Origin of the sequence: Paraburkholderia nodosa DSM 21604 (assembly GCF_000519185.1) — a bacterium.
GTDB lineage: Bacteria > Pseudomonadota > Gammaproteobacteria > Burkholderiales > Burkholderiaceae > Paraburkholderia > Paraburkholderia nodosa.
Genome location: NZ_JAFA01000006.1, coordinates 60,855 through 79,494, shown reverse-complemented (window position 1 = coordinate 79,494; position 18,640 = coordinate 60,855). Strand labels below are relative to the sequence as shown.

Below are 18,640 nucleotides of genomic sequence, written 5' to 3'. Positions count from 1 at the left end.
CACCATGACGACGAGCGCCCCCCAACCCGCCGTGAAAGTCCTGCGCGGCGGTGTCATCGAAACCACGCATATCGCCCACATTGCCGTGGTCGACGCCCAGGGCCGCCTGCTCTACGCATTCGGCGACCCGCATCGCATGACGCTCGTGCGCTCGGCGGCCAAGCCCGCACAAGCGCTCGCCGTAGTCGAAACAGGCGCGCTCGAACGCTTTCACTTCGACGACGCCGATCTCGCGCTCATGTGCGCCTCGCATAGCAGCGAGGACCGCCATATCGAGCGGACGCGCGCGATGCTCGCCAAGGTGTCCGCTGCGGAATCGGACCTGCGTTGCGGCGGCCATGCGCCACTCTCCGACGCTGTCTACAAGGCGTGGATCAAGCGCGACTTCACGCCGGGCGCGGTGTGCAGCAACTGCTCGGGCAAGCACGCGGGCATGCTTGCGGGCGCGCGCGCGATCGGCGCGGCGCTGGCCGATTACCATCTGCCTTCGCACCCCTTGCAGCAACATGTGAAGCGCGTCGTGGCCGAGGTTTGCGATCTTCCCGAGACGGGCGTCGAGTGGGGCATCGACGGCTGCAATCTGCCCACCCCGGCCTTCCCGCTCGACCGGCTCGCCCGCCTGTTCGTGAAGCTCGCCGATGCGCAGGACCGCGCGGCTTTGCCAGGAGCGGCCGCGACCGACTCGCGCTCGCAGGCGCTCGCCCATATCTATCGCGCGATGACGTCGTATCCGGAACTCGTGGCCGGCGAAGGCCGCTTCTGCACGGCGCTCATGCGCGCGTTCGAAGGTGCGCTCGTCGGCAAGCTCGGCGCGGCGGGCAGTTATGCGATTGGCGTGCGCGCCAGCGCGGCGACCGCACCGCACACGGGCGGCCCGGCATTGGGTATCGCGGTGAAGATCGAGGACGGCGATTTGACCGCGCTCCATGCCACCGTCGTGGAAGTACTCAGGCAACTGGGCATCGGCACGCCGGAACAGCTGGCACAACTAAGGAAATTCGACGCCCCGCGCATCGTCAACACGATGGGCATCGAGACGGGTTACGTCGCGCCGCAGTTCACGCTGGAGCGCGTCGATCACCCGCCCGGAAAGTAAGGAAAAGATGAGCCAGACGCGGGCTTTGAATGCCCGCGCCCAGACTCACAGCAACGCGACGACCTTCACGTCGCTGCGATCGGCCGATGCCACGACCTTGCCGTCCACACGGCGGAACATCAGCGTCACCGTATGCTTGCCCACGCGCAGGTCGCCCACTTCGAGCCAGTCGATGCCTTCGGGCAGCATGGGCTGCTCGACCCGCACTTCGTTGCGCGCCGCGTCGATCGTCACGCCAAGACACGCTTCGAGCATCATGAACGGCGAGCCCGCGGCCCAGGCTTGCGGCAGGCAGGCCACCGGATACGCCGTGGGCGGCTCGCCGCGCCTGCGCGGGAACCCGCAGAAGAGTTCGGGCAGACGCATGTCGAACGTCACCGCGGCCTCGAACAGCGCCTGCAGGAGGCGCACCGCTGCCGCCTTGCGGCCATAGCGCGCGAGACCGCGTGCACACAGCGCGTTGTCGTGCGGCCAGACCGAGCCGTTGTGGTACGCCATGGGGTTGAAACGCGCCTGGCCCGCCGCGAGCGTCCGCACGCCCCAGCCCGTATGAAACAGCGCCGATTCGAGCACTTCCGCCACGGCACGGCCGCGCTCCTCCTGGGGCAGCCCGAAGGCGAGCAGATGTCCCGCGTTCGACGCGAGCACGCGGCAAAGATCGCCGTGGCCATCGAGCGCAATACCGTAGAACTCCGACTCCGGCATCCAGAACTTCTCTTCCACGCAGCGGCGGATTTTGGCGGCGCGCGCGGCGTAGCGCGCCGCGTCTTCCACCTGGCCGCGATGCGTGGCGAAACGCGACATCGTTTCGAACGCCGCGCTCGCGTACGCCTGCACTTCGACGAGCGCGATCGGGCCGTCGGGGAAACGGCCATCCGCATGGAAGACGGAGTCGTGACTGTCCTTCCAGCCCTGGTTCGCGAGCCCGCCTTCCGATTCGCGCCGGTAGTCGAGCAGACCGAGTTTGTTGCGGTCGCATACACCTGCGACCCAGGCCGCCGCGCGTTCCAGCGCCGGCCACAACTCGTCGATCAGCGAGACATCGCCCGTGCGTTCGACATAAGCGCCCGCCAGCACGACGAACAGCGGCGTGGTGTCCACCCCGCCGTAGTAGAGCGCGAACGGCACTTCGCCCGTGGCGGCCATCTCGCTCTTGCGCATTTCGTGCATGATCTTGCCGACCGCCGCGTCGCGGAACGCCGAATCCTCACGCGCCTGATGCTCCGCGAGAAAGCGCAGCACGCCGCGCGCGAGTGCGGGCGTGAGCCACAGCGTTTGCAGCGAGGTGATGACCGCGTCGCGGCCGAACGGCGTGGAGAACCACGGAATGCCCGCATACGGATACGGGCCGGTCGGCAGGTCGGTCGTCAAGAGACCGAGATCGGCGATCGAGCGGTTGATCCACGCATTGAAGAGCGGATTGCTCGAACGCAAGGCCGCCGCCGCGCGACGCCGTTCGCGCATCACGATATGTGAGTCGACCAGCGCGGCGCGCACAGCGGCGCGGCCCACGCGCTGCTCCTGCGAGTTCGCGAGGCAATGGGGCGGCTGGAAGATGCCCGCGCTCTGCGTGCCGGGCGCGGCGTCGGGCATGGCCTCGACTTCGATCGCCACCGTGAGATAGATCGAGACGCAGGCCTGCGCGGGCAGGTCGACCGTGAAGTCGGCGCGATCGGCGAGGAGTTTGTTCGGCGTGGGCGAGAACTCGATACGCACGCGCCGCGCCACCTTGTCGAGGCCGATGTACTCGAGCCGCACTTCGCCATCTTCGACGCGCGGCGGCTTGAGCGTGCCGCGTTTTTCGCGCTTCAGACCGCGCACTTCGAACATGTCGCGGAAGTCGCTCGCGAACGAGATGGAAAGCGGCACCACGGCGTCTTCGGTGCCGTAGTTCGTGAGTTCGATGGCCTCGGTCATCATCGTGCCGGAGAGCACGCGCTCGCGCTGCACGTGAATCACGCCTTCGGGCGTGGTGGTGCCGCCGAGCGGCGGCAGCGGACGATTGGTCAGGTGGGCCGTGAACACGGCGTTGTCGCTGCTCACGCTGCCCGAGAGCAGCGAGGGCACGCGTCCGCCGAACGTGAGGCGCAGCGACGAGAGCACACGCGTGTCGTTGACGAAGAGGCCGTCGTCGATGCCGGTGATGTCGCCGAGCGGATCGTTGACGATGAAGGTGCCGCCCGACTTCAGCACATGCTGGTCGGCGCTTGCGACCTCGGGCGTTTCGGGCGCGATGAACGCGCCGTCGGTTTCCCGCGTGTCCTGGCCGGGATGATCCACGCCGCTTGAGCGCGTGACGCCACCGAGTGTTTCAGGATCCTGCATTGCTTGCCTCCTGGGTCCCATGCAAAGGGTTACGGTACGGTTCGCTTGCGATTGATTGTAGTGGCTTCGGCGCACGCGTTGGCGGCGAATGCGCGAAGAATACGCGAGTGTTACGCGCGAAATCGGTGGCAAATCGCGGCGCGAGCAAGGAACGTGCGCGGAAAAAATTGCGGGCGCCGGCACGATGTAACGTGCGGGCGCCCGTGCAGGCAATGCGCTCGCGCGCCAGAAGCGGCGCGCGCTGGGGGCATCAGCGTTGCGAAATCGGCAACGCCACGCGCGACGTTTCGCCGATGAAGAGCTGGCGCGGACGGCCGATCTTCTGCTCGGGGTCGGCGATCATCTCGTTCCACTGCGCTATCCAGCCCACCGTACGCGCCATCGCGAAGATACACGTGAACATCGAGGTCGGGATGCCCAGCGCGCGCTGCACGATGCCCGAGTAGAAGTCGACGTTCGGATACAGCTTGCGCGACACGAAGTAATCGTCTTCCAGCGCGATCTTTTCGAGCTGCATGGCGAGCTTGAAGAGCGGATCGTCGTGCAGACCCAGTTCGTTGAGCACTTCGTAGCACGTCTCGCGCATGAGCTTCGCACGCGGGTCGTAGTTCTTGTACACGCGGTGGCCGAAGCCCATCAGCTTCACGCCCGAGTTCTTGTCCTTCACCTGCTCGATGAACTTCGGGATGTTATCGACCGAGCCGATTTCTTCGAGCATGTTCAGCGCGGCTTCGTTCGCGCCGCCGTGCGCCGGGCCCCACAGGCAAGCGATACCGGCCGCGATACACGCGAACGGATTCGCACCCGACGAACCGGCCAGACGCACGGTAGACGTCGAAGCGTTCTGCTCGTGGTCGGCGTGCAGGATGAGGATACGGTCGAGCGCGCGCACGAGCACGTCGTTGACCTTGTACTCCTCGCTCGGCGCAGAGAACATCATGCGCATGAAGTTCGCGCTGTACGAGAGGTCGTTCTGCGGATACACGAACGGCTGGCCGATCGAGTACTTGTACGCCATGGCGACCAGCGTCGGCAGCTTCGCGATCATACGGATCGCCGACACCTCGCGATGCTTCGGGTTGTTGATGTCGAGCGAGTCGTGATAGAACGCGGACAGCGCGCCGACCGCCGCCACCAGAATCGCCATCGGATGTGCGTCACGGCGGAACCCCCGGAAAAAGAAGTGCATCTGCTCGTGAACCATCGTGTGGTTCGTCACCGAGGCCACGAATTCGTCCTTCTGCTCCTGCGTAGGCAGCTCGCCCTTGAGCAGGAGGTAGCAGCTTTCGAGGAAGTCGGCGTTTTGCGCGAGGTTGTCGATCGGGTAGCCGCGATAGAGCAGCTCGCCCTTGTCGCCGTCGATATAGGTGATCGCCGAGTTGCACGCCGCCGTGGACATGAAGCCCGGGTCATACGTGAACATGCCGGTCTGGCCGTACAGCTTGCGGATGTCGATCACGTCCGGGCCTGTGGTGCCCTTGTAGACCGGCAACTGAACGCCTTCAGCGTGGCCGGGGATCGTGAGCGTGGCGTGTGTCTTCGAATCGATCATTTCGTGTCCTTGAATTGCTGCTACATCGCAATACTTCGCGCAAAACTCGCGCAACAGGACGCAGCCGCCGGAAAGGCCGGCATCGCTGCGACCGCTTGCCGCATTCTACGGCGCGGTGCAGCATCGATTGATAGCGCAGCCAGCAACAATCCCTCTTCAAGCTCGCAACACTGCCAAGCTTGCGGGTTCCTTAACGCCGATTCCTGCAACAATATTTTGCTCTTGCAGCGCAACATGTCGCACCCCATCTTTGCGATACTGCTTGACATGCAAGGGTTTTCCATTACTTGCATTTTGTAATCTAGCCCGCTGTCATCGGCGGGCTTTTTTCACCGCCACACGCGCTTAAAGCAAAACGTAAGGAAGCAACAGATGAACATCTCGGTCGACACCCTGTTCGCAGAAGACGAACAAGCAGAGGGCGCCGTTGTCACGGCACTCAATCACCAGGACATCGTGGTCGCACTTTCGGCCGCGCTCGCCAGCGAACGCGTGGCCGTGCTGCACATGCTGTATCCGCGCACCGACGCGCGCACGCACCGCAGCCTGGATCACCTCGTGGACGCGCTCAACGGCCACGGCCTGCACCAGGTCGCCCGCCTCGTTTCGCAGGAAGCGCACTATCTCGTGTTCAAGGATCCGGTGAAGGCATGGAAGGCCTTCCACGAAATCCGCAACGATTCGCTCGCGATCGGCGTGCACCTCTATTACGCGGGCCTCGTCGGCGAGGCGGCCGAGCACAAGCTCGACGCCCACGCGCACGGCCGCGACTAAGCGAGCGTCGTTCGGACTGCGATATTTCTCGCAGCAATTAAAAGGGCGGCCGCGGGTTCAGTTCTCTCGCACGGCCGCCCTTTTTGCATCGGCGCGCTTCAGCGCCCGTAGCCGCTCACGAAGCGATCGATCAACTCGTTGAACGCCCCGGGCCGCGCCAGATTCATCCCATGCGATGCGCCCGCCACACTCGCGCGGCGCGCATCGGGCAGCCATGCTTCGAGCGCGGCCACGGCCCGGTGAAACACTTCCGGACTCAGCTCACCGTCGATCAGCAGCACGGGGCATCGCACCTCGGCGGCCTGCTCGCGCGTGTACGCAGGCAGCGGATCCTGAAACTGCGGTCCAAGCGTGTGCGCGTTGTCGGTGGCCATGCGGCGAAACGCATGCGTGCTCCTTGCCCAGAAGCCGGGGCGGCTCACCGAATCGACGAACAACTCCAGCCCCGCGTCCACCTGGCCCGACTCGATCAGCGCCACGACGTGGGCGCGCAGCGCGTTGACGGTCTCGGGCAGCGTGGCGAGCGTCTGGCCCGGCTGCTGGACCGGCCCGCCCGGATCGGCAAGCGTGAGCGTGCGCACGTGCTGCGGATGGCGCCGCGCGAACTGGAATGACACGAGGCCGCCGCGCGAATGCCCGATCACGTGCGCCGGGCCGGCGCCCAGCGCTTCGACGAATGCCGCGAGCTCATCCGCATGCTGCCGCCAGCTGAAAGGCTGGCCGCGCGCAGCGTCCCCGGCGGGCCAGTAGTGCGTGAGACTCACCGATACACAGCGATATTGCTGCGCGAGGCCGGCCAGTTGCGGCTGCCAGTAGCGGAAATCGCACAGCGAGCCGTGCACGAAGAGAAGGAGTTCGCCCGCGCCCCGTTCGACATAGGGCATGGACAGGCCACCGGGCAGTTCGATGAACGTACCGGGGACCGGAAAAGCGGCTGGATTCACGGCTGGACGATGTGGAGACAACAGGACAGCGGCGCGTTGCAACGGACAACGGCCTGCGGGCAGTCCATCGCGGCACACGCCGGCAAAGTGGCGTATTGTCCCACGCCCGCGGCGCGAACACCCGGCACGCCAGCGCCCTGGCGAAGCGGCGTTGCCTCGAGCACCGGCTGGCGCCGTTATTCGACCATTTCGAACGCGTGCTCGCTCATGAGCGAGGCCGCCGCGCCCGCGCCGCGCACCGCGCAGGTGAGCGGCTCGTCGGCCACCCGCACGACCACGCCGAGCTCGGCGGCGAGGCACTGGTCGAGCCTGCCGAGCAGCGAGCCGCCGCCCGTGAGGACGATGCCGCTATCGGCGATATCGGTGACGAGTTCGGCGGGCGCCGTCTCGAGCACCTGCCGCACCGCGTTGATCACCACGCGCAACGGCGCGGCCAGCGCGTCCACCACGTCGTGGCTCGTGATCTCGACCGTGCGCGGCAGACCGTCTTCCATGCTGCGCCCGGTCGCGCGGATGCGTTCGATGGGTTCGCCGTACAGCGCGCAGCCAATCGTCTTTTTCACGTGTTCGGCGGTCTGGTCGCCCAGCACGACGCCATAGAGCGTGCGCACGTGATCGACGATGGCGCGGTCGAACTGGTCGCCGCCCACGCGCACCGAGCCGCTGCACGCCACGCCGCCCAGCGCGACGATGCCCACTTCCGTCGTGCCGCCGCCGATATCCACGACCATCGAGCCGGTTGCCGCATGCACCGGCAAACCCGCACCGAGCGCCGAAGCCAGCGACTCGCCGATCAGGTTCACGCTCGCCGCGCCTGCCGCGAAGGCCGCCTCGCGAATCGCGCGGCGCTCGACGCGCGTCGCGCCCGCCGGCACGCACACCGTGAATGCCGCACGGCGCCCGAGCAGACGGCGCGGCTGCGCCATCGCCACGAAGCGGCGCATCATGTGTTCGGCAGCGGAAAAATTGGCGATCACGCCGTGCGAGAGCGGCCGCACCGTCTCCAGGTTGGCCGGTGCGCGGCCAAGCAGATCCTTCGCCTCGCGGCCCACCGCGGCCACCGTTGTCTCGCTCGCCCCCGCGCGCCGCTCGAAGCAGACCACGGAGGGCTGGTTCAGCACGATGCCCTTGTCGGCGGTGTAGATGAGCGTATTGGCCGTACCGAGATCGAGCGCCACGTCCTGGCGGAACAGCCTCTTGGAAAAAATGGAATGCGGCTTGGCTCGGGCCATATTGGTCTGAAGTTCGGTTCTTTTTGGCGACCCGGCAGACGACGCGCCGCCGGATGGCATTCCCGATGGCGGCCTCGTCCAGGCAGCGCGAACTAGCCGCGCGCCGGGCGGAACGGGCCTACGCGGCCCATAAGGTCGCGGCGACTCCCCGTATTAACGGCCGCGACCGGCGCGAACTTTAGCCGGTCCAAAAACAACTGCAAAGCTTATCCGGAAAATATGGCCGAAATACGACACTGCGGGCTTATGCGACTGCCAATTTGTACCGATTTGGCCCGCCGATGCATGTCGATGCATGCCGATTAACGGGGACTGAACTCGCCCCACCGCCAGCGATCGGATCAATCCGGCGATCAGCCGCGCGCGAGCGCGCGCACCAGCGCGTCGCGCCCGAGCATGACGCCCTGCGGCGTGATCGTATGGCCCACGCCCGGCAGCGCGAAAGCGGTGACCGCGAAGCCCGCGTCGCTGAACGCGGCGGCTGCGCGCTCCAGTTCGGTCGCCGGAATCACTTCGTCGTCCTCGCCGTGCACGAGCGTGAGCACCGTGCGGCTTTTCGCGACCACGGGCGTGACGAGCCGGCCCGCATAGGCGACCACGGCCGCCGCGCCCGCCGGCTGCGTGGCCGTGTGGTAGAGCGACATGATCGAGCCTTGCGAGAAGCCCACCAGCGCGAGCGCGTCGTGGCCGAGCCCCCAGTGGGCGAGTTCGGCGTCGAGCCGCCGCTCGAGCGCCTGCGAGGCGGCAACGACGCGCGCCTCGCGGTTGCTCTCGCTGATGTCGCGCAGGCTGAACCACTGGCGTCCGCCAAAGCCGCCGTCGAACGGTTCGCTGCCATCGAGCGACGTGAACGCGACGCCCGGCAGCGCATCGCGCCACACGTCGGCGAGCGGCGTGAGGTCCTGTGCGTTGCTGCCTACGCCGTGCAGCAGCACGACGAGCGCGCGAGCGGCGCCGTCGGCCGGCGCCAGACGCCAGCCCCCTTCGAATGCTTCCCAGCTCATGATCGGACCTCCCCTGTACTGACATTCGTATTGTGTGTCCAGCGCACGCTTTTTGCGCGGCGCACGGCAGGCGCAAGGATACGCTCGCCGCGCACCGCGTGTACGAAAGACTCCATTTCCCGGCGTTACCTAAAGGCGCGTCAGCAGCCCGATCGCGCGCGAAAGCCATTCGCAAGCCCCATGACCCTGCGCCACATGGGGATGCTCCGCGGCTGGCGATGACAAAAGGCGATTGCAGGTATCCTGTGCCGCAAACCGAATACGCGGAGAACATGCTTGAACCAGCCCGCCGCATCATCGGCGCCGCCTGCGCCGCCGCCGCCGCTCCAGGGAGGCCGTCTGGTCCTCGGCACCATCGCGGTCTCGCTCGCGACCTTCATGAACGTGCTCGACACGTCGATCGCCAACGTCGCCATTCCGACCATCTCCGGCGACATGGGCGTTTCCGTGGACGAAGGCACGTGGGTCATCACCGTGTTCGCGGCGGCCAACGCCGTTTCCATTCCGCTCACCGGCTGGCTCACGCAGCGCTTTGGTCAGGTGCGCCTGTTCATCACCTCGATACTTTCGTTCGTGCTGGCGTCGTGGCTGTGCGGCATCGCACCGACCCTGCCTTTCCTGCTGATTGCGCGCGTGCTGCAAGGCGCCGTGGCCGGCCCGCTCATTCCGCTCTCGCAGGCCATCCTGCTCGGCTCCTGGCCCAAGGACAAATCCGCGAGCGCGCTAGCGTTCTGGGCGATGACGACGACCGTCGGCCCGATCGCGGGACCGGCGCTCGGCGGCTGGATCACGGATAGCTACAACTGGGCGTGGATCTTCTACATCAACATCCCGGTGGGTTTTTTCGCGGCTTTCGTGACGTGGTCGATCTACCGTAACCGCGAATCTGCCACGCGCAAACCGCCTATCGACGTGGTGGGCCTCGGCCTGCTGATCGCCTGGGTCGCCTCGCTCCAGATCATGCTGGATAAAGGCAAGGATCTCGACTGGTTCAACTCGCCCGTGATCGTCACGCTCGGCCTCGTCGCGCTCATCAGCTTTGCGTTCTTTCTCGTCTGGGAGCTGACCGAGGAACATCCGATCGTCGATTTGCGTTTATTCGGACAACGGAACTTTCTCGGCGGCACGATTGCGATTTCCGTGGCCTATGCCGTGTTCTTCGGCAATCTCGTGCTATTGCCGCAATGGATGCAGGAGTATCTGAATTACCGCTCGGTGGACGCGGGCCTCGTGACCGCGCCGCTAGGCATCTTCGCACTGCTGCTCTCGCCTGTTGTGGGGCGCCTGTTGCCGCGCTCCGACGCGCGCATCATCGCGACGATCGCGTTCGTGATGTTCGCGGGAGTGTTCTACATGCGTTCGCAGTACGTGATCGAAATCGACACCTTCCATCTCGTGCTGCCCACGCTGCTGCAAGGCATCCCCATGGCGCTCTTCTTCGTGCCGCTCACGGCGATCATTCTCGCGGGGCAGCCGCCGAGCCGCGTGCCCGCGGCGGCGGGCCTCTCGAACTTCGTGCGCGTGTTCTGCGGCGCGGTGGGCACCTCGATCGCGACCAACGCATGGAACAACCGCACGATCCTGCATCACGCGCGGCTCACGGAGCAGGCCTCGGTCAACAACCCGACCTTCGTGCAGGCGATGGACCAGACCCAGAAGGTGCTGAATCTGAGCGAGCCCTCCGCACGCGCGCTGTTCGACTTTCAGCTCACCACGCAGGCCGCCATGATGGGGCTGAACGACATTTTCTATATCTCGGCGATCATCTTTCTCGTGATCATTCCGCTCATCTGGATCACGAAGTCGACGAAGGGCGGTGGTGGCGGCGGCGCGGCGGGAGCGCATTGACCGGCGAGGTTCGGTCAAGACGCGCAATGAAGCCGTGGCGCCAAGCGCGAGCCGCTACAATCGCGGGGACCGCGGCGGGCGCCCCGCCGCGACTGCCCGGCTCCCTCCCATGAATCACACGTTCGACTACACGCCCATCCTCGACGCCATCCATCGCGACCTGCAGCCGTATATCGGCACGGGCCGCATCGCCGACTACATTCCCGAACTCGCCACAGTGCGCCCCGATCACTTCGGCATGGCTATCGTGACGGTGGACGGCCAGGTGTACCGCACCGGCGACGCCGACGTGCGCTTTTCCATCCAGAGTATTTCGAAGCTGTTCGCCTGCACGCTCGCGTTCCAGCTGCTCGGCGACGCGCTCTGGCAGCGCGTGGGCCGCGAGCCTTCCGGCACGGCATTCAACTCGCTCGTGCAGCTCGAATTCGAGGCGGGCAAGCCGCGCAACCCGTTCATCAACGCGGGCGCGCTGGTCGTGACCGACGTGCTGTGCCGCCGCTTCGTGCAGGCGGAAACCGCGCTCGTCGATTTCGTGCGGCGGCTTTCGGGCGAGCCCGGCATCGGCTACGACCTGCGCGTCGCGCAGTCGGAACTCGCGCACGCCGAGCGCAATCGGGCAATGGCGCATTTCATCGCGAGCTTCGGCAACCTGGAGATGCCCGCCGATACCGTGATCGACGCGTATTGCCGGCAGTGCGCGATCTCGATGAGCTGCGTGGAACTGGCGCGCGCGGCGCTCTTTCTGGCCAACGGCGGCGTGTCGCCCGCGAGCGGCGAGCCTGTGCTCGACGCGAGTTCGGCCAAACGCCTTTCTGCGCTGATGCTGACCTGCGGCACCTACGACGCGGCCGGCGATTTCGTCTACCGCGTGGGCTTGCCTGCGAAGAGCGGTGTGGGTGGCGGGATCGTGGCCGTGCTGCCGGGGGAGTTCGCGGTGTGCGTCTGGTCGCCGGGGCTCGACGCGAACGGAAACTCACTGGCTGGCGTCCAGTCGCTCGAACTGCTGACCACGCTTACCGGGCGGTCGATTTTCTGAGGCTACCCAGGCAGGGTCACTCGGTTTATTGTGACCGATCGTGAGGTCGCTGGCGCTGGAGTGGTTGACGACGCGCACCGGCCGCTCGATTTTCTGAGCTTGGGTGAACGCCATCCGGTCAGCATCCGCGCCCCCTGCGCGACGACGCAGCGTCAGAGCGGCGGCCGCTCGAGCGTGAGCCAGCGCTGCACGGCAGGCCTCTGCCACTGCGAGAGGGCGTACTGCGCCAGCCGATGCGGCACCGGATCGCCGTTCAGCACCAGACGGTTCAGCATCAACGCCAGGTCCACGTCGGCGATCGACCAGGCGCCGAAGAGATGCTTTTCGCCTTGCGCGAGCAGCGCGTCGGCCATCGCGAAGAGCTTCTCTGCCGCGAGTTGCGCCGCGCCGGAAAGCGGCGCCGTGGTCGGGCCGTAAAACACGACCTCGGTCGAGCGCTCCTGGCGGATCGGCATGAGATCGCTGCGCAGCCACGCCTGCACCTGGCGCGCGCGGGCGCGCTGTTGGCTATCCGCCGGATACAGCGCCACGCCGGGGAAGGTTTCGTCCAGATACTCCGTGATCGCCGAGGACTCCGAGAGCGCGAAGCCGTCGTGGATCAAGGTCGGCACGCGCCGCGTGAGCGACATCGCCGCGAATTCCGGCTGCTGGTTTTCGCTCTTTGCGAGATCGACGGTCGAAAGCTCGAACGCGAGCGCCTTCTCGTGCAGGGCGACGAAGACGGACATCGCATAGGGACTGGCGTACTGGGCGTCGGCGTAGAGGTGGAGAGTTGGGTTGGTCACAGTCGGCTCCGTTATTGGCGCCGACGATAGTAGCAAGCAGGGCCGCCGTTGCGCTCGACCACTGACGGGCTGACCGAATCACGCCGCCCCGCTCCGCTCACGCCGTCGTGGAGACCAGCCCCGTGGTCTTGCCGCTCGCGACCATCAACTGCGCCAGCGAACTCTGTACGCTCGCCAGTTGCGACGCGATCTGGCTGACCTGGCTCGCGTCCGATTGCGACGCCGAGCTCAACGCGCTTTGCGCACTCTGGATCTGCGCCTTGATCTGGCTGATCTCGCCCGAATTCGACCCTTGCGCCGCGGCGCCCGAGGTCTGCGACGACACCTGCGCGAGCTGCGCCTGAAGCGACGCGATGAGCGAATTCAATTCGTCGAGTTCGCTCGATGACGAACTGCTGGAGGATGCCGCGCCGCCTCCCCCGCCGCCGCGCGCCTTCGAAGAGGCCGAAGTGCTTTGCGTCGAAGTCGAAGTCGACGTGGTGCCGCTGCTGGACGCGCTCGTCGACGAACTCGTCGTGCTGTTGTCATTCGAATTCGACGATGCCGCGCCCGAGGAAGCGCCGTTGCCTGCGCCGCTCGTCGAAGCCTGCGCACCGCTGCCGTAGGCAGTCGTCGTAGTCGTCGTCGCGGTAATGGGTTGAATCTGCATGGAATCTCTCTCGCCGTAGTCAGGGGCAGCGCAGCCGCCGAATAACGCCCTATCCGTGTGTTATCGGCAAGCCTGAAGGTTTCTTTAGAGACGCCCGTACCGCTTCTATTCAACGCCGTGTGGTCCGTCTACACCATGATGTATCCGTGCCGCATACCGAGCATTACCGCTTCGGTGCGATTGGTCGCGCCGAGTTTGCCGAAGATGGACGAGAGGTGGGATTTCACCGTGTTGTCCGAGATGTCGAGTTGCCGGGCGATCTCCTTGTTGCCGAGTCCATCGGCGAGCATCGCCAGCACTTCGATCTCCCGTAGCGACAAGGCTTCGAACGGTCCGCCGGATGCCGTCTGGCGCAACGGTTTTCGTCCCGCCAGCAGCCTTGCGAGGATGTCGGGCGACAGCACGCACAGGCCGGCGGCGGCGGCTTCGATGGCCGCGACGATTTCGGCGGGCGTCACGTCGCGCGACAGGATCGCCGTCGCCTCGGCGGGCAGTTCGTCGAGGAACCCATCGCTATCCGGGTCGTCGAGCAACAGGACCAGCGCCGGTGGCGCGCGGCCAGGGTCGAACAGCGTCTTGAGCGCGTCGCCCGCCTCCGGCTCGATGTCGGCCACGACGACATCCGGCACCGAACCGGCCAGGTCAGCGGCGAGCGTTTCGGCGTCGGCGGCGCTACCCAGCAACGCGAGTGCCGGGTCCGCCTCGACAATCGTTTGCAGGCTTGCACGCACCTGAGGCGATGCCGCAATGAGCGCAACCCGCACCGGCCCCATGTATTCCATCTTTCCGTCCGACATATCGCCGCGTCCCGGACCTCACCTGCATGCATGCCGTTGAGGCCGTTCGCCCACGGTTACCGTGCACGCGTGGCGCTCGCCGCCCCGGATCAACGTCACTGGCAACGGCTGTCCGATGCCCGTCGAGCCCAGCGCGGCGTGCAGGTCGCCCATGTCGCGGCAAGGCTGACCGTCCAGTTCGATCAGCACATCGCCGATGAGCACGCCTGCCTGCTCGGCGGGACCGCCCGTCGCAAGCGAACTGATCAGCAATCCGCTATTGAACGACAGGTTCATTTTGTCCACCCATGCGTTCGGCAGGCTGACCTGCTGTGTGCCGACGCCAAGATAGCCCCGTGAGACGCGCCCCTTCGCCAGCAGTTCATCGGCGACGCGCTCCACCGTCATCGCGGGAATCACCATGCCGGCGCCCCGCATCAGTCCCGACGTGCAGATGCCCACAACCTGGCCGCGCATATCGGCGAGGGCCGCGCCCGAGAAACCCGGGCGCAAACCGCCGTCCAGTCGCACGAATGCGTCGAGTTGCCCGCCTCTCCAGGTGCGCCAGGGACCACCCGTGCTGCCGATCACGCCAAAATCGGCGCTGACGCCGAGTTCGTCCGCACGCGCAACGGCGAGCGCCAGATGACCCGGCTTCAGTGAGCGGGCATCGCCGGACTCCACTGGGTCCTGGTCCACGCCGTCCAGCTTCAGCACGGCGAGGTCGGTGCCCGGATCCTGGCCTGCGAGGACTGCGGCGACCGTACGACCGTCGGCCAGGGTGATGTCGATGCCCTCCTCACGCCGGATCGTGTGGGCAGCCGTCACGACGACGCCATGGCGCCAGATTACCCCACTCGACGGCATGCGATGCCGGCCATGGATTGCCACGACGCTCTGCCCGACTCGCGCGACAATGTCGGCCAGACCGTCCGAGAGAACTATTAGAGGATTTGCGCTCGAGGATGTCGTTTCCATTTCAGGTCTCCTGCTGATCGTGGGTTCACAATGACAGAAGGACAGGCGGCGCACACCACCCAAATGGGTAGTCGGATCGATGCAGCTCACACTGAGTCAAAGCGGGAGGAAGGCCATGAGGACGCTTGCCAGATTCACATCAGGCATCCGGCGCACGCGCCAGTGGTGGATGGCCGTGATGACCGCGGCGCTCTGTTTGCTGGGCCAGGGCGCTTTCGCGCAAGCGGACGCCAGGGCGACGAGCCTGCGCGAAAAGTACCAGAGTCTCACGCAGCCACTCGCGGAAAACCAGTTTCAGCGGCCGCTGTACCTCGAATCCCAGGAGTTGCCATCGGCACTCAAAGGCGATATTTACGGGGTGGTCAACTTCCCTTTCGCGACGGTCAACGACACGCTCAACCACCCGACTCAAGGGCCTGCCAACTGGTGCGACGTGCTGATCCTGCACCTGAACATCAAGTACTGCCATGCCTCGACCAGCGCGAGCGGGACGGTTCTCGCGGTGAATATCGGCAAGAAAACCGAGGAATCGCTTTCCTCATCCTACCGCGTGCAATTCACCTGGCACCAGGCCGTGAGTAGCCCTGATTATTTTCGCGTGGAGCTTACCGCCGCCACGGGTCCGCTGAGCACGAAGGACTACCGGATCGTGCTGGAGGCCATACCCGTGGGTGACGATCGCACCTTTATTCATCTAACTTACGCCTACGGTTACGGCACAGCGGGCCGGCTTGCCATGAAAGCCTATCTGGCGACGATAGGCAGCGATAAAGTCGGCTTTTCCACGACCCACGATCCGTCGACGAACGAGACGCGATACATCGGCGGCGTGCGCGGTCTGGTCGAACGCAATACGATGCGTTATTACCTCGCCATTCAGGCGTATCTCGATGCGCTTGCCAGCCCGCCCGCCACCCGTCTCGACAAACGCCTCACCGAGTGGTTCGACGCGACCGAGCAGTATCCGCGGCAACTGCACGAGGTCAGCCGCGCCGACTACATGCAAATGAAGCACGACGAATATCAGCGTCAGCAGATCGCGCAGTAGCCCGCGCAGCGCACGGGCGTCACCGGCCCGTTTGCGAACATCTCGACCTAGCGACCGGGCGATGCAGCTTCTGGCGCGCGGCGTTTGAAAGACGGCGCAGCAACACCCTCGATCATGATGTTCACGCACGTTGGCAGCTTCGCGTTCTGCGCAGCCTGCGCCCGTTCGATCGCGTCTTTCATGTCGTCCGCATGTTCGACGAACGCGCCAGCGCCACCGAAAGCCTCGGTCACGCGATCGTAGCGTGCGGGCAGCAGCTCGCAGCCGATCAGCCGCTCAGGGCCATAACTGCGCAACTGGATCTGATACTCGGCGTTCCAGCGCGCATCATTGCCAACCACGGCCACGAAGGGTAATCCGTAGCGCACGGCGGTATCCATTTCCGCCGCATGAAAGCCGAACGTGCCATCCCCCATCACGGCAACGATGGGCGCATCGGGGTGCGCAACGCGCGCGGCCAGCGCGAACGGCAGCGCGGCGCCGATCGCCCCGGCGACGCCGTTGATCACGCGATGCGGTGCGCGCAGGCAGGCTTGCGCCCACTGCCCGAATTCGCCGCCATCGGAGACGAAAACCGCGTCGGGATGGCTGTCGAGAAACGCCTGGAACGGCGCGAGCGCCTGAACAGGATGAACACGTTTTTCGAGCGACGACGACGCCGTGCGCCATTGCTCGGGCCGCCATGCAATCGCGCCCCGCACGTCGCGCGTCCAACTTTCATCGCGCTTGTGCGCATTGCGGCAAACGGTAGCCAGCATGTCGAGCGCGGGGAAACTATCCGCCACCGCCGTGCCGATCAAGCGCTCACCCACCGCGCGACGCGTGCGTGCAATCTCTTGCGGCTCCGGGTCGACCTGAAGAAACGTGCAACCCGGCGCAAACGCGGGCGATTTCCCAAACGCCAGCGTGAAATCCATCCGCTTGCCTACCAGCATCACGCGGTCAGCCTGCGCCAGAACCTCGGCGAACGCCCCCAGAGCCGGATCGTTGATGCCGCGCGGGCTCTCCATGCCGATGACCGGAATGCCGACCGCCGCCGCAAGCGTGTCCGTCCGCTCGCGGCCAGCGCGGGTCATGCACGCCGGCCCCACGAGGATCAGCGGGCGCGCCGCATCGGCGAGGCTCGATACCAGGCGCCTTGCCGTTGTGTCGTCAAGCATCTGCCTTGCCGGCATAAAGCTTTCGGCATGCATTTCGCCGGGCACGTGCGCCGCGCCCTCCAATACGTCCACTGGAAGGCTCAGGTGGACGGGCCCGGGCCGCCCCGACTGCGCGGCGCGCATCGCGTGGGCCAGTTCATCGACCAGAGTGTCTGGATGCTGTGCGGTGGCGGCCATCTTCACGAGCGGCGCCGCGACATCCGCCTGCCGCATCTCCTGAAATGCGCCCATGCCCAACTGGTCGTGCGGTGCATGCCCAGAGAGAAGCAGAACGGGCGATTCCGCCATCTGAGCCGTATAGAGTGCCGATACCGCGTTGGCGTGACCGGGACCGCCGGTCACCAGCGCCACGCCGACCTTGCCGGTCAAGCGCGCGTAGGCATCCGCCATGTGCACGGCCGCGGCCTCATGGCGCGTGTGGAACAACTCGATACCCGCGCCAATGCAAGCGTCGAACACCGGCATGATGTGGTTGCCCGACAAGGTGAAGACATGCTTCACCCCTGCTTTGGACAACGCCTTTACCAGCGCGTCAGCGCCGCGGCATGCAATCGACATTGCGATATCTCCTGTTCAAGACGTGTGGATTCCCGCATTAAATGGGTGTCGAGTGGATTATTCGCGTCATCCATCAACGCGAAAAGTCAGTAATTCTTGAAGTCGACGAAAGAATTGCTTCGTCTCGCGCACGATGCGCCGACACCCATGTTTTCCCTGATGGCAATCCGAAGGCTAACACATTACATTGCGACTCATACATATGAGTTGTATGACTGTGTCGGACAGGCGACGCTCCCTGCGGGCCCGCGCCGGCTACACAGCAAACTTCAATTCGTAGTGCTACCTTCTGCCCGGCCGCACATGGGCCGGGCAACCTTGCCGGACCTCGCTCTCCAGACTTCATGCGCCGGGCTGCGCTGCGGATGTCAATCGCTCAGGCGGCGGAGGTATGCGTTGAACCTCAGAGTTTCTTTCAGCAAGGATTACTACGCCGGCGCACTGATGGTCGTGATCGGCGTAAGCGCCGCGTACGCCGGCATGTCCTATGAAGTGGGATCGCTGACGAGCATGGGGGCGGGTTTCTTTCCCGTCGCCGTGGGCACGCTTCTGGCTGTCGTCGGCATTCTGATCGCGCTCTCGGCGAAGGATCTGCCCAAACCCGCTTCGAACACGGCGGATGCGCATGCGCGGCTGCCCGACCTGCGTGGCGCCGTTTGCATTATCACGGGCACGCTCGCCTTCATCCTGCTCGGCAAGTACGGCGGCCTGATTCCCGCCACCTTCGCGATCGTCTTCATTTCCGCGCTCGGAGACCGAACCAATACCCTGTTTCGCGCAGCCGCGTTGTCGATCGTCATGTGCGCGATCGCCCTCGTTGTCTTCTCATGGGCGCTAAAACTTCAGCTGGCGCCATTCGCCTGGGGATAGTGAGC

At 65.5% G+C, this 18,640-nt stretch carries 17 protein-coding genes; 7 read left to right on the top strand and 10 right to left on the bottom strand.

Translation table 11 applies throughout. The features are described from left to right. Positions 1 to 4 precede the first annotated feature (4 nt). A complete protein-coding gene (locus A3CW_RS0110400) occupies positions 5 to 1,096 on the top strand; it encodes an asparaginase (RefSeq protein ID WP_028203507.1) in 1,092 nt (363 codons plus the stop codon). A 45-nt stretch (positions 1,097 to 1,141) separates the two neighbouring features. Here A3CW_RS0110400 and A3CW_RS0110395 read toward each other — a convergent pair whose 3' ends face one another. Next, positions 1,142 to 3,421, bottom strand: a complete 2,280-nt coding sequence (locus A3CW_RS0110395) for an amylo-alpha-1,6-glucosidase (protein WP_028203506.1) — start codon at positions 3,419 to 3,421, stop codon at positions 1,142 to 1,144. Positions 3,422 to 3,671: 250 nt separating this feature from the next. Then, a complete protein-coding gene (gene gltA, locus A3CW_RS0110385; protein ID WP_028203505.1) occupies positions 3,672 to 4,973 on the bottom strand; it encodes a citrate synthase in 1,302 nt (433 codons plus the stop codon). Positions 4,974 to 5,345: 372 nt separating this feature from the next. On the opposite strand from gltA, the gene A3CW_RS0110380 reads away from it, so the two are divergent. Continuing rightward, positions 5,346 to 5,747, top strand: a complete 402-nt coding sequence (locus tag A3CW_RS0110380) for a hypothetical protein (RefSeq protein ID WP_028203504.1) — start codon at positions 5,346 to 5,348, stop codon at positions 5,745 to 5,747. A gap of 98 nt (positions 5,748 to 5,845) precedes the next feature. Here the strand turns inward: A3CW_RS0110380 and A3CW_RS0110375 are convergent, their stop codons facing one another. From A3CW_RS0110375 to A3CW_RS0110365, 3 genes are all read right to left on the bottom strand, one after another. After that, complete coding sequence (locus tag A3CW_RS0110375) at positions 5,846 to 6,631, bottom strand: alpha/beta fold hydrolase (protein WP_028203503.1); 786 nt, start codon at positions 6,629 to 6,631, stop codon at positions 5,846 to 5,848. 236 nt (positions 6,632 to 6,867) lie between these two features. Then, positions 6,868 to 7,923, bottom strand: a complete 1,056-nt coding sequence (mreB, locus tag A3CW_RS0110370) for a rod shape-determining protein (RefSeq protein ID WP_028203502.1) — start codon at positions 7,921 to 7,923, stop codon at positions 6,868 to 6,870. 353 nt (positions 7,924 to 8,276) lie between these two features. Beyond that, entirely contained in the window at positions 8,277 to 8,927 is a 651-nt protein-coding gene (locus A3CW_RS0110365; protein ID WP_028203501.1) for an alpha/beta hydrolase, read from the bottom strand. A gap of 276 nt (positions 8,928 to 9,203) precedes the next feature. On the opposite strand from A3CW_RS0110365, the gene A3CW_RS0110360 reads away from it, so the two are divergent. Further along, positions 9,204 to 10,775, top strand: coding sequence for a DHA2 family efflux MFS transporter permease subunit (locus A3CW_RS0110360; protein ID WP_028203500.1), 1,572 nt, complete (start codon positions 9,204 to 9,206; stop codon positions 10,773 to 10,775). Positions 10,776 to 10,884: 109 nt separating this feature from the next. Then, entirely contained in the window at positions 10,885 to 11,811 is a 927-nt protein-coding gene (locus tag A3CW_RS0110355; protein ID WP_028203499.1) for a glutaminase, read from the top strand. Between the two features lie 152 nt (positions 11,812 to 11,963). On the opposite strand, the gene yfcF is transcribed toward A3CW_RS0110355, so the two are convergent. Continuing rightward, positions 11,964 to 12,596 (bottom strand): glutathione transferase, encoded by a 633-nt coding sequence (gene yfcF, locus A3CW_RS0110350; RefSeq protein WP_028203498.1) that lies wholly within the window; start codon positions 12,594 to 12,596, stop codon positions 11,964 to 11,966. Positions 12,597 to 12,693: 97 nt separating this feature from the next. Beyond that, on the bottom strand, positions 12,694 to 12,963 hold the full coding sequence (locus A3CW_RS0110345) for a hypothetical protein (RefSeq protein WP_028203497.1): 270 nt from the start codon (positions 12,961 to 12,963) through the stop codon (positions 12,694 to 12,696). Between A3CW_RS0110345 and A3CW_RS50115 the strand changes: the two genes are divergently transcribed. Beyond that, entirely contained in the window at positions 12,950 to 13,201 is a 252-nt protein-coding gene (locus tag A3CW_RS50115) for a hypothetical protein (RefSeq protein ID WP_028203496.1), read from the top strand. The genes A3CW_RS0110345 and A3CW_RS50115 overlap by 14 nt on opposite strands. 172 nt (positions 13,202 to 13,373) lie before the next feature. Here the strand turns inward: A3CW_RS50115 and A3CW_RS0110335 are convergent, their stop codons facing one another. Both A3CW_RS0110335 and A3CW_RS0110330 read right to left on the bottom strand, forming a co-directional pair. Next, entirely contained in the window at positions 13,374 to 14,042 is a 669-nt protein-coding gene (locus A3CW_RS0110335) for a response regulator transcription factor (RefSeq protein ID WP_035512756.1), read from the bottom strand. An 18-nt stretch (positions 14,043 to 14,060) separates the two neighbouring features. Then, on the bottom strand, positions 14,061 to 14,966 hold the full coding sequence (locus A3CW_RS0110330) for a S1C family serine protease (RefSeq protein ID WP_028203494.1): 906 nt from the start codon (positions 14,964 to 14,966) through the stop codon (positions 14,061 to 14,063). A gap of 202 nt (positions 14,967 to 15,168) precedes the next feature. Here A3CW_RS0110330 and A3CW_RS0110325 point away from each other — a divergent pair, with 202 nt between their 5' ends. Continuing rightward, positions 15,169 to 16,047 (top strand): hypothetical protein, encoded by an 879-nt coding sequence (locus tag A3CW_RS0110325; protein WP_407669735.1) that lies wholly within the window; start codon positions 15,169 to 15,171, stop codon positions 16,045 to 16,047. A 47-nt stretch (positions 16,048 to 16,094) separates the two neighbouring features. Here A3CW_RS0110325 and A3CW_RS0110320 read toward each other — a convergent pair whose 3' ends face one another. Continuing rightward, on the bottom strand, positions 16,095 to 17,765 hold the full coding sequence (locus A3CW_RS0110320; RefSeq protein WP_028203492.1) for a thiamine pyrophosphate-binding protein: 1,671 nt from the start codon (positions 17,763 to 17,765) through the stop codon (positions 16,095 to 16,097). A gap of 444 nt (positions 17,766 to 18,209) precedes the next feature. On the opposite strand from A3CW_RS0110320, the gene A3CW_RS0110315 reads away from it, so the two are divergent. Continuing rightward, a complete protein-coding gene (locus A3CW_RS0110315) occupies positions 18,210 to 18,635 on the top strand; it encodes a tripartite tricarboxylate transporter TctB family protein (protein ID WP_035512754.1) in 426 nt (141 codons plus the stop codon). The last annotated feature ends 5 nt before the right edge of the window (positions 18,636 to 18,640 follow it).